This is a genomic window from Sphingomonas sp. STIS6.2, assembly GCF_000732685.2.
Taxonomy (GTDB): domain Bacteria; phylum Pseudomonadota; class Alphaproteobacteria; order Sphingomonadales; family Sphingomonadaceae; genus Sphingomonas; species Sphingomonas aerolata.
The window spans coordinates 33,710-49,539 of record NZ_JPDP02000101.1; the positions used below are offsets into that span (position 1 = coordinate 33,710).

The following is a 15,830-nucleotide window of genomic DNA, read 5'->3' on the forward strand; positions in this document are numbered from 1 at the left end:
CCTGACGATCGAAACGCGCCCGCTCGACCGGGTATCGGACTTTCCGGCTATCCCCGAGGGCTGGGCATATCTCGATACCGCCGCCACCGCGCAGAAGCCGCAAGCTGTGGTCGACGCGATCACGCGTGCGTACGGCGAGACCTATGCGACCGTGCACCGCGGTGTGTACCAGCGCTCCGCCGACATGACGGTCGCGTACGAGGCGGCACGCCGGGCGGTGGCGCGGTTCATCGGTGCGGGATCGCCCGACGAGATCGTGTTCGTGCGCGGCGCGACCGAGGCGATCAACCTGGTCGCGACCTGCTGGGCGGGGACCCAGCTGAAGGCGGGCGACCGCATCCTGCTGTCGATGCTCGAGCATCATTCGAACATCGTGCCGTGGCAGATGATCGCCGAGGCGCGCGGTGTCGCGATCGACGTGCTGCCGCTGACCGAAGACCACCGCATCGATCTCGATGCGATGGAGCGGATGATCACGCCTGCGCACAAGCTGGTCGCGCTCGGCCATGTGTCGAACGTGCTCGGCTCGGTGCTCGACGCGAAGCGCGCGACGGAAATCGCGCATTCGGTGGGTGCGAAGATCCTGCTCGACGGCTGCCAGTCGGTGCCGCGGATCGCGGTCGACGTGACGGCGATCGGCTGCGATTTCTACGTGTTTTCCGGGCACAAGCTGTACGGCCCGACCGGGATCGGCGTGCTGTGGGCAAAGCCTGAACTGCTCGACGCGATGCCGCCCTATCAGGGTGGCGGGTCGATGATCGACAAGGTGTCGTTTGCGAAGACGACGTACGCGCCGGCGCCGGGACGGTTCGAGGCGGGAACGCCGCATATCGTCGGTGCGCTCGGGCTGCATGCGGCGATCGACTATGTCGAGAGCATCGGGCTGGCGGCGATCCATGCGCACGAGACGGCGCTGGTGACCGCGACGCGCGAGGCGCTGTCGGGGATCAATTCGGTGCGGCTCTATGGCCCGGCGGATTCGGCGGGGATCGTCTCGTTCACGATCGAGGGGGTTCATCCGCACGACATCGGCACCATATTGGACGAAGAGCGCGTCGCGATCCGGGCTGGCCATCATTGCGCCCAGCCGCTGATGGAGATGCTGGGCGTCGAGGCGACGGCCAGGGCGAGCTTCGGTGTCTATAACGGCCCGGCAGACGTGGATGCGCTGGTGCGCGGTATCGCGCGAGTAACGAGGATATTTGGATGAGCGATCGGTTCGAGATCGAGGAAGTCGAGGCGGTGCAGTCGCCGCCCAAGGCGCGTGTCGTGCTCGACACCGACGGCGATGCGGAGCGCAAGCGCGACTATCTCGCCGGTTTCCTGGCGCAGAAGCCGCAGGTGGACTCCCCCGGCGAGCCGGGTGGCGCGGTCTATGATGCGATCATCGATGCGTTGAAGGACATTTACGACCCCGAGATTCCGGTGAACATCTATGACCTGGGGCTGATCTACGGCGTCGAGGTGACCGAGGACGGGCATGCGGTCGTCACGATGACGCTGACCACGCCGAACTGTCCGGTCGCGGAATCGATGCCGATGGAGGTCGAGATGCGCGTCGGTGCGGTACCGGGCGTCGGTGTTGCCGAGGTGAATCTGGTGTGGGATCCGGCATGGGATCCGCAGAAGATGTCCGACGAGGCGAAGCTCGAACTGGGCATGCTGTGACGACTTGCCCCTCCCCTTCAGGGGAGGGGACGGGGGTGGGGCCTTACCCCAAGCGCGCGGTCTGTTCGGGCGCCCCACCCCAACCCCTCCCCTGAAGGGGAGGGGCTTTTGATGGAAGGAACGAGCCATGGCGACGACATTACGAGCACGGCCCGCGGCGCTGAACCTGACTGCGACCGCGCATGCGCGGATCGCGGACCTGATGGCGCGCGCGCCGGAGGAGTCGATCGGGGTCAAGCTGTCGACGCCCAAGCGCGGCTGTTCGGGGCTCGCTTATTCGGTCGATTATGTGAGCGAGGCCAAGCCGTTCGACGAGCGGATCGACACGCCCGGCGGCACGCTGTTCGTCGATGGCGGGTCGATCCTGTACCTGATCGGCTCGACGATGGACTGGGTCGAGGACGACTTCACCGCCGGGTTCGTGTTCCAGAACCCCAACGCCAAGGGTGCGTGCGGGTGCGGGGAGAGCTTCACGGTTTGAGCTGAAGGCGGAGTGTTCGCTCCCTAATCCTTGATCGTCATCCCCGCGGACGCGGGGATCCATAACGGCAGACCGTGGTGATGGACCGCGAGCGTTAGCCAGTATGGCTTCCCGCCTTCGCGGGAATGACGGTAGGGGTTGGGGGCGTTACCGTCATACGGCCGCCCGGCCGGGCAAAGGTTGCTGACGGGACGGACCGCGTTACAAGGGCCGCGCCAACTGGACCCCGGCGCCTTGCCGGGGTGGCGCGCTGGACCGAACGGAATGATCCGCGTCCAGATGACGAGGGGATCTACGTGGCCAGTCTGTTTCGCCGAAAAATCGTCACCGAGCAGCCGCCCGAGCATCAGCTCGCGCGGACCTTGTCATGGCCGCATCTGGTCGCGATGGGTGTGGGCGGGATCGTCGGCACGGGGATCCTGACGCTGATCGGCGTCGGGGCGGGGCTCGCGGGCCCCGCGGTCATCCTGTCGTTCGTCATCGCCGGCGGGATCTGTGCCTGCGCGGCGCTCGCCTATGCCGAGATGGCGACGATGATCCCGGCGTCGGGCAGCGCCTATACGTACAGCTATGTCGTGCTAGGCGAGCTGATCGCCTGGGTGATCGGCTGGAGCCTGATCCTCGAATATTCGCTGGTCGTGTCGACCGTCGCGGTCGGCTGGTCGGGTTATGCCGCGCCGTTGCTGCGCGGCGCGTTCGGGTTTCCTGAGGCGCTGACGCTCAGCCCCGAGCTGGGCGGCGTCCTCAACGTGCCGGCGATCGTGATCATCGCGGTCGTCGCGGGCGTGCTGTCGTTCGGGACGCGCGAGAGTGCGACGCTGAACGCGGTGCTGGTGGCGGTGAAGATGATCGCGCTGACCGTGTTCGTGTTCATCGCGCTCCATTATTTCAACAGCGCGAATCTGCAGCCGTTCATGCCCTATGGCTTCCCCAAGGCGGTCCAGCCCGACGGCGCCGAGCGCGGCGTGATGGCGGCGGCGGCGATCATCTTCTTCGCCTTCTACGGGTTCGACGCGATCTCGACCGCGGCGGAGGAGACGAAGAATCCGGGGCGCGACCTGGCGATCGGTATCCTCGGGTCGATGGTGGCGTGCATCGCGATCTATATCCTCGTCGCGGTCGCCGCGGTGGGGGCGCTGTCCTACACGCGGTTCGCAGGCTCGGCCGAGCCGCTCGCGCTGATCCTGCGCGAGATCGGCAGGCCGGGGTTCGCGACCTTCCTGGGCGCGTCGGCGGTCATCGCGTTGCCGACCGTGCTGCTCGCCTTTCTGTTCGGGCAGAGCCGGATCTTCTTCACGATGGCGCGTGACGGACTGCTGCCGCTGGGCCTCGCCAAGGTGTCGAAGCGTGGTGCACCGGTGCGGATCACCTGGATCACTGCGGCAATCGTCGCGGTGATCGCGGGGCTGCTGCCGCTCGCCGAGATCGCGGCCCTCGCCAATGCAGGGACGCTCGCGGCGTTCGTTGCGGTGTGCGCCTGCATGCTGGTGATGCGTCGCCGCGCGCCGGATGCGGTGCGGACCTTCCGCGCGCCGGCCGCGACGCTGGTGGGCATCGTCGGCATTCTCGGCTGCCTGTACCTGTTCTTCAGCCTGCCCTCGAAGACGCAACTCTATTTCGGGCTGTGGAACCTGCTCGGGCTGGTAATCTACTTTGTCTACGCCCGGCCGCGGGCGCTTGCCGAATGAGCGGCTGGACGATCGGGATCATCGGCGGTTCGGGGCTGTACGCGGTCGAGGGGATCGAGGACGGGCGCTGGCAGACGGTGGAGACGCCCTGGGGGGCGCCGTCGGACGCGATCTATACCGGGCGGGTCGGTCCTGTCGGGGTGGCGTTCCTGCCGCGGCATGGGCGGGGGCACCGGATTTCGCCGTCAGACCTGAACGCCCGCGCGAATATCGATGCGTTGAAGCGCCTCGGCGTGACCGATGTGCTGGCGGTGTCGTCGGTCGGTTCGCTGGTCGAGGCGCGGCCGCCGGGAAGCTTCACGATCGTCGACCAGTTCATCGACCGGACCAAAGGGCGGGTGTCGAGCTTCTTCGGCACGGGCCTTGTCGCGCATGTGTCGATGGCGGACCCGGTGTGTCCGCGGCTGTCGGGCTATGCCGCAGATGCCGCGCGCCAGGCCGGGGCCGAGGTCGACGACCGCGGCACCTATCTGGCGATGGAGGGGCCGCAATTCTCGACGCGGGCGGAGAGCCGGCTCTACCGCCAATGGGGGTGCGACGTGATCGGGATGACCGCGATGCCCGAGGCGAAACTCGCGCGCGAGGCGGAGCTGCCCTATGCGCTGGTCGGGATGGTGACCGACTATGACTGCTGGCGCGAGGAGGCGGCGGGGGTCGATGTCGCGGAGGTGATTGCGCAGCTTGGTGCGAATACGGCGAAAGCGCGTGCGTCGGTGATGGCGCTGCTGCGCGGGCTGCCGGCGGAGCGTCCGGCGTCGCCGATCGATACGTGTCTCGACAGTGCGATCATCACGGCGCAGGGCGCGCGCGATCCGGCGCTGGTGGCCAAGCTCGACGCGGTGGCGGGGCGGGCGCTCTAGCGGCGGCGTGACGCGCGAGGCTCTGGGTCCTGACGTTCGTCAGGATGACGGTTCGGGGAGGTGGTGGTTTGCCACCGGGTGCGGTGATCGGCGGAAGAAATGCGGCGATCCGAGGGCTCCGACACATTGGTGCAACATATCGGCGCGATGAAGTGGGGGTCGCCGCTCCCTCTCCCCCTGTGGACGGCGACGTGGCCGGGTTGTTCCCCCTCCCGGTCCCTCCCTGAACTACGGGGCGATCGTCATGGTCGCCCCGCTTTTTTCTGCCGGGCCCGGGTCGCGTTCGAGACGCGCCGTCTGGTGAAACCCGCTATCCAAAACACGTCATCCCAGCGAAGACTGGGATATCCCTCGTGGTGGGCGACAGGAGCCTCACGGAGATACCTCGGCTTTCGCTGGGATGACGGTAGTTCAGGGGGCAGGCGTCGTCCCGGATCGCTCCGGGACGACGTCGCCGGATCAGGCGGCCAGCTTGCGCAGGACGTAGTGCAGGATGCCGCCGTTGAGGAAATATTCCAGCTCGTTGACGGTATCGATCCGGCACTTGGTCTGGAACGTCTCGCTGGTGCCGTCGGCGCGGGTCATCTTGACGCTCACGTCCTGACGCGGGCGGATGCTCGCCACGTCGAGGATGGTGAACGTCTCCGAGCCGTCGAGGCCGAGCGTCTTGCGATCGGTCCCTTCCGCGAACTGCAGCGGCAGCACGCCCATGCCGACCAGGTTCGAGCGGTGGATACGCTCGAAGCTCTCGGTGATGACCGCGCGGACGCCGAGCAGGTTGGTGCCCTTGGCCGCCCAGTCGCGCGACGAACCGGTGCCATATTCCTTGCCCGCGACGATCACCAGCGGCGTACCGTCCTGCTTGAAGCGCATCGCGGCGTCGTAGATCGCCATGACCTCGCCGTCATATTTGGACATGCCGCCTTCGACGCCGGGGACCATCTCGTTCTTGATGCGGATGTTGGCGAAGGTGCCGCGCATCATCACGTCATGGTTGCCGCGGCGTGCGCCATAGCTGTTGAAGTCGGCCTTGCTGACCTGATGCTCCTGGAGGAAGCGGCCGGCGGGGCTGTCCGCCTTGATCGAGCCTGCGGGCGAGATGTGATCGGTGGTGATCGAATCGCCGAGGATCGCGAGCGGCTTGGCGTCGATGATGTCCTGCACCGGCGAGGGCGTCATGCTGAGGCCCTCGAAATAGGGCGGGTTGGCGACATAGGTCGACCCTGCGCGCCAGGCGTAGGTGTCCGAACCCGTGACGTCGATCTCGCGCCACTTCGAGTCGCCGGCATAGACGTCGCCGTAGCGCGCACCGAACATCGACGCGTCGATGTTGGCGTCCATCGTGCTGCGGACCTCCTCGTTGGTCGGCCAGATGTCGCGCAGATACACGTCCTGGCCGTCGGTGCCCTGACCCAGCGGCGTCTCGATCATGTCGGTCGTGACGGTGCCCTTGATCGCATAGGCGACGACGAGCGGCGGCGATGCGAGGAAGTTGGCGCGGACGTCGGGCGAGACGCGGCCCTCAAAGTTGCGGTTGCCCGAGAGGACCGAGGCCGCGACGAGGTCGTTCTCGTTGATCGCCGACGAGATCGCCGGCGCCAGCGGGCCCGAATTGCCGATGCAGGTCGTGCAGCCATAGCCGACGAGGTTGAAGCCGAGCGCGTTCAGGTCGGCGGTGAGGCCGGCCTTGTCGAGATAGTCGGTGACGACCTGCGAACCCGGCGCGAGCGAGGTCTTCACCCAGGGCTTCGACTTGAGGCCCAGCGCGTTCGCCTTGCGGGCGACGAGACCGGCGGCGACGAGCACCGACGGGTTCGACGTGTTGGTGCAGCTGGTGATCGCGGCGATCACGACGTCGCCGTCGCCGATGTCATGCTCACGCCCCTCGACCGCGACGCGCTCGGGCTGCTCCTTGTGGTACAGCTTGTGGAGGTCGCTGTTGAACACCTCGTCGACCTTGTTGAGGCTGACGCGGTCCTGCGGGCGCTTCGGGCCGGCGAGCGATGCGACGACCGAGCCCATGTCGAGCTCGAGCGTGTCGGTGAAGACGGGGTCCTCGGCATTCTCGTCGCGCCAGAAGCCGTTGGCCTTGGCATAGGCCTCGACCAGCTCGACATTCTCGTCCGAGCGCGCGGTGAGGCGCATGTAGTCGAGCGTCTTGTCGTCGATCGGGAAGAAGCCGCAGGTCGCGCCATATTCGGGCGCCATGTTGGCGATCGTCGCGCGATCGGCGAGCGTCATCGACGACAGGCCGGGGCCGAAGAACTCGACGAAGCGGCCGACCACGCCCTTGGCGCGCAGCATCTGCGTGACGGTGAGCACGAGATCGGTGGCGGTGATGCCCTCGTTAAGTGCGCCGGTCAGCTTGAAGCCGACGACTTCGGGGATCAGCATCGACACGGGCTGGCCGAGCATCGCGGCCTCGGCCTCGATCCCGCCGACGCCCCAGCCGAGCACGCCGAGACCGTTGATCATCGTCGTGTGGCTGTCAGTGCCGACCAGCGTGTCCGGATAGGCGATCATCGTGCCGTCGCCGTGATCACCCGACGAGGCCGACGACCAGACGGCCTGGCCGATATATTCGAGGTTCACCTGATGGCAGATGCCGGTGCCGGGGGGGACGACCTGGAAATTGTCGAGCGCCTTGCTGCCCCACTTCAGGAACTCGTAGCGCTCGATGTTGCGCTCGTACTCGAGGTCGACGTTATCCTCGAACGCCTTGGGCGTGCCGAACTCGTCGACCATCACCGAGTGATCGATGACGAGGTGGACGGGGACCTGCGGGTTGATCTTCTCGGGGTTGCCGCCGAGCTTGGTCATCGCATCGCGCATCGCGGCGAGATCGACGACGCAAGGTACGCCGGTGAAATCCTGCATCAGCACGCGCGCCGGGCGATACTGGATCTCGCGGTCGCTGCGACGCTCCTTCTGCCAGTCGACGATCGCCTGGATGTCGTCGCGCGTGACGGTGACGCCGTCCTCGAAGCGCAGCAGGTTCTCGAGCAGCACCTTCATCGAGAAGGGCAGGCGGCTGATGTCGCCGAGCTGTTCGGAGGCCTTGGCGAGGCTGTAATAGTCATAGGACTTGCCGCCGGTCGAAAGGCTCGTGCGGGTCTTGAGGGTGTCCTGGCCGATGGCAGTCATAGGGGTCCTTCCCGTGGGCGTCGGGCCGCCGGGCGCCGAGGGGAAAGCGGCCTATGGGACCGCGGGGGCGCGTAGGGGACCGACCTGAATGCGGTTACTGCCGGGGCCTTAGCAAGGGGGGACGGGCGGGGGAAGGGCGGGTTTCGATTGAGACGCGGTTTCGCGTGCGCGACTAACATTGCGACCGACATTGCGACCGGGCCACAACCGGTTATGCTCCGGCTCCGTCGAAGGTCGATGCAGCAAGCACGCCGGAATGGAGAGGACCGTAAATATGTCAGACGATGTCAAAGCCGCGATCGACAAGGGTGCTGGTCGGGCAAAGGCCGCGACCGATCAGGCCGCGGATGCGGCGAAGACCGCGACCGACCGGATGCAGGCGGATGCGCAGAGCGCGCAGGCCGCGTTTTCGGATCATTTCGGCGAGCCCGCCAAGCGCGCGGGCGAGGCGCTGAAGGAATCGGGACGCAAGATGGCGGAGAACGGGTCGACGATCGGCGCGAAGATGATCGACCAGGCCGAGCAGAACACGCGTGAGGCGTTCGCGGCGATGCGCGAGGCGGCGTCCGCCAAGGACCTGACCGACGTGATGAAGATCCAGAGCGACTATCTGCGGACGCAGAGCGAGCGCAGCATGAGCCAGGCGCGCGAGATCGGCGAGCTGATCATGCGGTTCGGGCGCGACGCGGTCACGCCGATGAAGGGCGGCTGATCATCGATCCGCGCCGGGCCGACAGGATCGGCCCGGCGCGACCGGCCTATTCGGCGCGCGGTGCGCCGGTGGCGGTGACCGGGCGCGGTCCATTGGCGGTCGCCTCGAGCGTCGAGTCGCCGCCGAGCACGCGGTAGAGCGTGACGCGGTTGCTCGCGCCGACGAGCTGCGTCGCGACGAGGTTGCGCTGCGCGGTGTAGAGCGAACGCTGCGCGTCGAGCGAGCTGAGGAAGGTGTCGATGCCGCCGCGATAGCGCGCGTCGGACAGGCGATAGGTGTCCTGCGCCGCCGTGGCGAAATTGACGTTGGCGGCGAGCTGATCGGCGATCGTGCCCTGGCGCGCGAGCGCGTCGGCGGTTTCCTGGAACGCGGTCTGGATCGATTTCTCGTAGGTGGCGAGCGCGGCGTCGCGCTGCGCCTTGGTATATTCGACATTGGCGACGCCCGCGCCCGCGCGGAAGATCGGGTAGCTGATCGAGGGCGCGACCGAATAGTTGAACGCGCCGCCCGAAAACAGCGAGGTCAGCGCGCTGCTGGCAAAACCGAGCAGACCGGTGAGCGAGACGCGCGGGAACAGCTCGGCACGCGCCGCGCCGATTTCGGCATTGGTCGCACGCAGCTCATATTCGGCCTGAACGACGTCGGGGCGGCGGAGCAGGATGCCGCTGTCGAGGCCCGCGGGCAGGGTGGCGACGGTCGGCAGCGCCTGCTCGATCGACGCGGGCAGCAGCGCGGCGTCGACCGGCGCACCGACGAGCAGTTGCAGCGCGTTGATGTCCTGCGCGAGCGCGGTCTTCTGAGTCGCGAGGTCGGACTGCGCGGTGAACAGGATCTGCTGGGCCTGACGCAGGTCGGTGCGCGGCGCGACGCCGCCGCGGAGCCGCGCCTGGGTGAGGGTCACGCTGCGCTGCGAGCTGGCGACGGTATCCTGCGCGATCTTGAGCAGGCTCTGGTCGGAAGCATAGGTCAGCCACGCGTCGGCGATGTCGCCGACCAGCGTCAGCCGGGTCGCGCGCGCCGCGGCCTCGGTCTCGAAATAGCGGTTGAGCGCGGCACCGGTGAGCGAGCGGATGCGGCCGAACAGGTCGAGCTCGAACGCGGTGGTGCCGAGATCGACCGAGAAGGCGCTGTTCGAGCTGGACGAGCTGACGACGGTCCCGCCCGTGCCGGTGCCGCCGGTCCCCGTGCCGGTCCCGCCCGTGCCGGTGCCTGTCCCGGTTCCTGTGCCGCCGGTGCCCGTGCCTGTGCCCGTGTTGCTGGTCGCGGTGCTGCGCGCGCCATTGCCGCCGCCCGAATAGCTGTAGCGGCCGCTCGCATCGATCTGGGGGAGCAGGTCGGCGCGCTGGATGCGATATTGCGCGCGGGTCGCGGCGATGTTCGCGGCGGCGACGCGCAGGTCGCGATTGTTCGCCAGCGCCTGGACGATGATCTGCTGGAGCCGCGGGTCGCGGAACACGTCGCGGTAGGTGAAGGCCGGCAGCGCCGCTTCGGACTGGCGCAGATAGGCGTCGCCGACCGGCCAGGACACCGGCGTCGGCAGCTCGGGCCGGACATATTTGGGGGCGAGCGAGCAGCCCGCGAGCACGGTCGACGCGGCGAGGATCAGGAGTGGCGAACGCATCATGCGGGCTCCGGCCGGTGGGGGCCTGGTTGTTCGGGAGGGCCGAGCTTTTCGGAATCGCGACCGTCATGATCATCCTCGCCGCCGTGGAAGCCGGTCGGGCGACCACGCAGCTTGGCGATGCCGTCGCGCGCGCCGCGGCGGACGAGCACGAAGAACAGCGGGATGTAGAAGATCGCGAGCAGGGTCGCGGTCAGCATCCCGCCGACCACCGCGGTGCCGATCGCGATGCGGCTGTTTGCGCCCGCGCCGGTCGACAGCGCGAGCGGCAGCACGCCGAGGATGAACGCGAACGACGTCATCAGGATCGGGCGAAGACGTATCTTGGCGGCGGACAGCGCAGCCTCGATGACGCGCTTGCCCTTGCGCTCTTCCTGTTCGGCGAACTCGATCATCAGGATCGCGTTCTTCGCCGCGAGCCCCATCGTCGTGAGCAGCCCGATCTGGAGATACACGTCGTTGATGAGCCCGCGCAGCGTCACCGCGAGGATCGCGCCGACGAGGCCCAAGGGGATGACGAGCAGCACCGCGATCGGGATCGACCAGCTCTCATAGAGCGCGGCGAGGCACAGGAAGACGACGAGCAGCGACAGACCGTAGAGGATCGGCGCCTGACCCGAGGACAGGCGTTCCTGATAGGAGAGCCCCGACCACGCGACCGAGGTGCCGGGGATCTGCCCGGCAAGCTCGGCGATCCGGGTCATCGCGTCGCCCGAGCTGACGCCCGCCGCGCCCGACCCCTGGATCTCGTAGGACGAGATGCCGTTGAACCGCGACAGCGTCGTCGGCGCCTGCGACCAGCTGGTCCGCGCGAACGAGGAGAAGGGCGCCATCTGGCCGTTCGATCCGCGGACGAACCACTGGCTCAGGTCCGAAGGCGCGGCGCGGAACTGTGCGTCGCCCTGGACATAGACGCGCTTTACGCGGCCGCGGTCGATGAAGTCGTTGACATACTGGCCGCCCCAGGCGGTCGACAGCGTCGAGTTCACGTTCGCCTGGGTCAGCCCGAGCGTCGAGAGCTTCTGCTGGTCGGCATCGACACGCAGCGTCGCGACGTCGGGCAATTCGGTCAGGCGGATCGCGGTCAGCGAGGAATCGGCGCGGGCGAGCGCGAGCAGCTTGTCGCGCGCGGCGTTGAATTCGGTCTGGCTCAGGCTGCCGCTGTTCTGCAGCTGCATCGTGAAGCCGTTCGACGAGCCGAGACCGCGGATCGCCGGCGGGACGAGCGAATAGACCTGCGCATCGCGGAAACCCGCGAACGCCTGTGCCGCGCGGCCGGTGATCGCCTCGGCGGTGTTTTCCTTGCCCTCGCGGTTTTCCCACGGCGCGAACGAGACGAAGCCCTGGCCGGTATTCTGGCCGCTCGCACCACCGCCGCCGCCGCCGCTGACGGTGAACATCGTGCTCACATTCGCCTTCTCGTTCGTGAAGTAATATTTCTCGATCTGCTTCTGCAGCGCGAAGGTACGGCCTTGCGTCGCGCCCGCGGGCAGCTGGAACTGGACGATGCCGGTGCCCTGGTCCTCGGTCGGCAGGAAGCCCGTAGGCAGGCGGAGGAACATCACCGCGAGCAGCGCGACGACCGCGGCATAGATCAGCAGGAACAGCCATTTGCGATTGACCACCGACTGGACGGCGCCGACGTATTTCCTGGTACCCTTTTCGAACGTGTCGTTGAACTTGTCGCCCGCGCGCGTAAAAAAATGCGCGACCTTCGGAAATTTGCGCTCGCCCCAGCTCTGTTCGGGATTGCCGTCGGCATCCTTCTTCTTCTGCTTGAGCAACGTCGCGGTCAGCGCCGGCGACAGGATCAGCGCGACGAGCACCGACAGCACCATCGCCGACACCATCGTCAGCGAGAACTGGCGGTAGATCACCCCGGTCGACCCGCCGAAGAACGCCATCGGCAGGAACACCGCGGACAGGACGAGCGCGATCGCGACGAGTGCGACGGTGATCTCGTTCATCGACTCGATCGTCGCCTCGCGCGGCGACATGTCGGGATTTTCCTCCATCAGGCGCTCGACATTCTCGACGACGACGATCGCGTCGTCGACGAGCAGGCCGATCGCGAGCACGAGCCCGAACAGCGTCAGCGTGTTGATCGAGAAGCCCGCGAGATAGAAGACGCCGAACGTGCCGAGCAGCACGACCGGCACCGCGATCGTCGGGATCAGCGTCGCGCGCCAGCTCTGCAGGAAGACGAACATGACGATGACGACGAGGATGACCGCCTCGATCAGCGTCTTGATGACCTCCTCGATCGACAGCTTGATGAAGTTGGTCGTGTCGTTGGCGTAAGCGAATTTGAGGCCGGGCGGGAAGCTCTTGGCGGACTTCTCGACATAGGCCTTGACCAGCTCGGCGGTCTTGAGCGCATCGGCGCCGGGGGCCAGCAGCACCGCGATGCCCGCGCCCGGATGCGCGTTGACGCGGCTGCGCGCGTTGTAGTTCTCCGCGCCCAGCTCGATCCGCGCGACGTCGCGCAGCTTGACCGTTGCGCTGGTGTTGGTCGTCTTCAGGATGATGTTGGCGAACTGCTCGGGCGTCTGGAGACGCGACTGGGCGGTGACGGTCGCGTTCAGCATCTGCGTGTCGGGCTGGGGCTGGCCGCCGAGCTCGCCGGCCGCGACCTCGGTATTCTGCGCCTGGATCGCGGTCGTCACGTCGCTCGGGATCAGCTGGAAGCTCGCCAGCTTGTTCGGGTCGAGCCAGATCCGCATCGCGTACTGCGCGCCGAAGACGTTGCTGTCGCCGATGCCCGGAATACGGCCGAGCGGATCCTGGAGGTTCGAGACGAGATAGTCCGAGACGTCCTGGTTGGTCAGCTTGTCGGTCTCGTCATAGACGCCGACGATCAGGAGGTTGTCCGGGTTCGACTTGCGGACGACGAGGCCCTGCTGCTGCACCTGGGTGGGCAGGCGGGAGAGCGTTTGCTGGACCTGGTTCTGGACCTGGACCTGCGCGATGTCGGGATCGGTGCCCTTTTCGAACGTGACCGTGACCGTCACCGAGCCGCGCGACGACGAGGACGAGCTGAAATAGATCAGCCCGTCGATCCCGGTCAGCGACTGTTCGACGACCTGCGTCACGCTGTTCTGGATCGTCTGCGCGTTGGCGCCCGGGAAGGTGGCGCGGATCGTTACCTGCGGCGGCGCGACGTCGGGATATTGCGCGATCGGCAGGCTCATGATCGCGCCGATGCCGCCGAGCATCACGATGATCGCGAGCACCCAGGCAAAGATCGGGCGATCGATGAAGACACGGGATAACATAAGGGTCTAGCCGGCCTTTTTCTGGCTGGCCTTATCGCCACCCGAGGAGTCGCCCTTGGGCGCTTCGATCTTTTGCGCGGTGTTTTCGGGGACTGGCTTCACGCTCTGATTGGGGGCGATCTTCGACAGCCCCTGCGTGATGATCCGGTCACCGGGGTTGAGCCCGCTGGTGACGACCCAATAGGGGCCCTGCGTCCGGTCGGCCTTGATCGTCTTCTGCACCGCCTTGTTGTCGGCGCTGACGACATAGACGGTCGCATTGCCCTTCGCGTCGCGCGCGACGCCCGCCTGCGGCACCAGGAAGGCGCGCTGGTTGATCGCCTGCGCGAACTTCGCCTGGACGAACATGCCGGGCAGCAACAGCCCCTGGGGATTGGGGAAGCGCGCGCGCAGCGTCACGGTGCCGGTCTCGGTGTTGACCAGCGCCTCGGCGAATTCGACCGAGCCGGTCGCGCCGTAGTCGCTGCCGTCCTCGAGCTTGAGGCGGACCTCGGCGCGGGTCGGGACGATGCCGTTCTGGCCGAGCGAACGGCGCAGCGCGAGCAGGTCGCCCGAGGCCTGCTGGATGTCGACGAAGATCGGGTCGAGCCGCTGGATCTGCGACAGCGGATCGGTCTGCGTCGCGGAGACGAGCGCGCCGACGGTGAACAGCGAGCGGCCGATCCGCCCGGTGATCGGCGCGGGGACGGTCGTGAACTTCAGGTTGATCTGCGCGGTCTCGAGCGCGGCGCGGGTCTGTGCGACCGAGGCGGTCGCCTGGCGCGAGGTCGCGATCGCGTTGGTGTAATCCTGCTTGCTGATCGCCTCCATCTCGGCGAGCGGCTTGTAGCGCTGGGCGAGGATGCCCTGCGCCTCGGCATTGGCGCGCGCGCTCTGCAGGTTCGCCTGCGCCTCGTTGGCGGCGGCGCGGTAGAGGCGCGGGTCGATCTCGTAGAGCGGCTGGCCCTTCTTGACGAGCGTGCCCTCGGTGAAGAAGCGGCGGCGGATGATCCCGGTCACCTGGGGCCGGACGTCCGAGCTTTCGAACGCGGTGGTGCGGCCGCTGAGTTCGGTGGTCATCGCGACGCTCGACGGCTGGATGACGACATAGCCGACGGTGGGGGTGCCCTGGCCCGGCTGACCGCCCTTGCCCTTGCCTTTTGCGGCATCGCCGCCGCCGCCGGAACAGGCCGCGAGGCCGATCAGCGCGGGTGCCATCACGGCGTAGCGCCAAGGGGTAAGTCGTTTGGCTATCAAGTGGGGTATCCGCGATCAGATGAGGGCCGGCTAAACCATGCGGATGTACCAGAAGTATGTCAGTTGAAAAGCGGACGCGAAAAATAGGGAAGAAAGAGTAACCTGGTTTGTTGGTGGGGGTGTTTTCTGGGGTTTCCGGGGTGGGGTTTTTTCGCGGTTGGTTGTGGTGCTGGAGGGCAGGATCCAGGGGGCGAGGGGATCGTTGGGGGCTCTGGATCCTGACTTTCGTCAGGATGACGGGTAGTTTTTTGGAGGGGGCTGTTGCGAGGATCCCCGGGGCGGTTCGTTCTCCTGATCCGTTCGTATTCCAAATCCGTCCGTCCCCCCCCGTTCGTGCTGAGCGAAGTCGAAGCACCTTCTCCTGGGGCATGCCCTTCGACTTCGCTCAGGGCGAACGGGGAGGAGGGGTCAGTTGATTTGAAAAGGCGCAACACATGATCGATGACGACAAGCAGGCGGCGGCGGTGGCGGCGGTGGCGGAGGTTCGGGACGGGATGCTGGTCGGGCTGGGTACCGGGTCGACCGCGGCGTTCGCGATCCGTGCGCTGGGCGAGCGGGTCGCGGCGGGGCTCGACGTCCGCGCGGTCGTCACGTCCGAGGCGAGCGGCACGCTGGCGCGGCAGGTGGGTATTGCGGTACTCGACTTTGCCGATATCGCGCAGGTCGACCTGACGATCGACGGCGCGGACGAGATCGATGCGCGCTGTTTCGCGATCAAGGGCGCGGGCGGGGCGATGCTGCGCGAGAAGATCGTCGCCGCAAGCTCGGCACGGATGGTCGTGATTGCGGACGGATCGAAGCGGGTCGAACGGATCGGCGCGGCGAAGCTGCCGGTCGAGCTGCTGCCCTTCGCGCGGGCCTATGTGATACGCGCGCTGAGCGACCTTGGCGGAGCGCCGGTGATTCGGCCCAACTATCGGACGGATCAGGACAATCTGGTCGCGGATTGCCGGTTTCCGACGCTCGACGACCCGCACGCGCTCGCTGCGGTGCTGGCGGCGATTCCGGGCGTGCTGGGCCACGGATTGTTCCTCGACGAGGTCGATGCCGCGTATATTGCATCGAAAGGCGTCGTTACGCGACTGGAACGCTCGGGTGCATCCGCCTAAAGGCATCCTATGTTGGCAACCAGATCGGATGCGCGG

At 67.0% G+C, this 15,830-nt stretch carries 11 protein-coding genes; 7 read left to right on the top strand and 4 right to left on the bottom strand.

Annotation, left to right across the window (positions count from 1 at the left end):
- The first annotated feature begins 1 nt into the window (after position 1).
- The 5 genes from sphst_RS13135 to mtnP all read left to right on the top strand — a co-directional run bounded on the left by sphst_RS13135 (position 2) and on the right by mtnP (position 4,697).
- Complete coding sequence (locus tag sphst_RS13135; protein ID WP_442800403.1) at positions 2-1,210, top strand: cysteine desulfurase; 1,209 nt, start codon at positions 2-4, stop codon at positions 1,208-1,210.
- A complete protein-coding gene (locus tag sphst_RS13140) occupies positions 1,207-1,668 on the top strand; it encodes an SUF system Fe-S cluster assembly protein (RefSeq protein WP_031395029.1) in 462 nt (153 codons plus the stop codon). The genes sphst_RS13135 and sphst_RS13140 overlap by 4 nt, the downstream gene beginning before the upstream one ends.
- Positions 1,669-1,795: 127 nt before the next feature.
- Entirely contained in the window at positions 1,796-2,149 is a 354-nt protein-coding gene (locus tag sphst_RS13145; protein ID WP_031441054.1) for a HesB/IscA family protein, read from the top strand.
- Between the two features lie 296 nt (positions 2,150-2,445).
- Positions 2,446-3,837, top strand: coding sequence for an amino acid permease (locus tag sphst_RS13150; RefSeq protein WP_107045677.1), 1,392 nt, complete (start codon positions 2,446-2,448; stop codon positions 3,835-3,837).
- Positions 3,834-4,697, top strand: a complete 864-nt coding sequence (gene mtnP / locus sphst_RS13155) for an S-methyl-5'-thioadenosine phosphorylase (protein WP_031396443.1) — start codon at positions 3,834-3,836, stop codon at positions 4,695-4,697. The genes sphst_RS13150 and mtnP overlap by 4 nt, the downstream gene beginning before the upstream one ends.
- Before the next feature lie 459 nt (positions 4,698-5,156).
- On the opposite strand, the gene acnA is transcribed toward mtnP, so the two are convergent.
- On the bottom strand, positions 5,157-7,841 hold the full coding sequence (acnA, locus tag sphst_RS13160) for an aconitate hydratase AcnA (RefSeq protein WP_031396444.1): 2,685 nt from the start codon (positions 7,839-7,841) through the stop codon (positions 5,157-5,159).
- A gap of 274 nt (positions 7,842-8,115) precedes the next feature.
- Here acnA and sphst_RS13165 point away from each other — a divergent pair, with 274 nt between their 5' ends.
- Positions 8,116-8,553: a phasin family protein gene (locus sphst_RS13165; RefSeq protein WP_056409166.1), complete on the top strand. Its 438-nt coding sequence runs from the start codon at positions 8,116-8,118 to the stop codon at positions 8,551-8,553.
- A 46-nt stretch (positions 8,554-8,599) separates the two neighbouring features.
- Here the strand turns inward: sphst_RS13165 and sphst_RS13170 are convergent, their stop codons facing one another.
- Genes sphst_RS13170 through sphst_RS13180 form a run of 3 tightly spaced genes read right to left on the bottom strand, consistent with a single transcriptional unit; the run spans position 8,600 to position 14,646 of the window.
- A complete protein-coding gene (locus sphst_RS13170; protein ID WP_442800402.1) occupies positions 8,600-10,174 on the bottom strand; it encodes an efflux transporter outer membrane subunit in 1,575 nt (524 codons plus the stop codon).
- Complete coding sequence (locus sphst_RS13175; RefSeq protein ID WP_056679547.1) at positions 10,174-13,449, bottom strand: multidrug efflux RND transporter permease subunit; 3,276 nt, start codon at positions 13,447-13,449, stop codon at positions 10,174-10,176. The genes sphst_RS13170 and sphst_RS13175 overlap by 1 nt, the downstream gene beginning before the upstream one ends.
- A 6-nt stretch (positions 13,450-13,455) precedes the next feature.
- Entirely contained in the window at positions 13,456-14,646 is a 1,191-nt protein-coding gene (locus sphst_RS13180; RefSeq protein WP_056679550.1) for an efflux RND transporter periplasmic adaptor subunit, read from the bottom strand.
- Between the two features lie 473 nt (positions 14,647-15,119).
- On the opposite strand from sphst_RS13180, the gene rpiA reads away from it, so the two are divergent.
- Entirely contained in the window at positions 15,120-15,794 is a 675-nt protein-coding gene (gene rpiA / locus sphst_RS13185) for a ribose-5-phosphate isomerase RpiA (RefSeq protein ID WP_107045663.1), read from the top strand.
- The last annotated feature ends 36 nt before the right edge of the window (positions 15,795-15,830 follow it).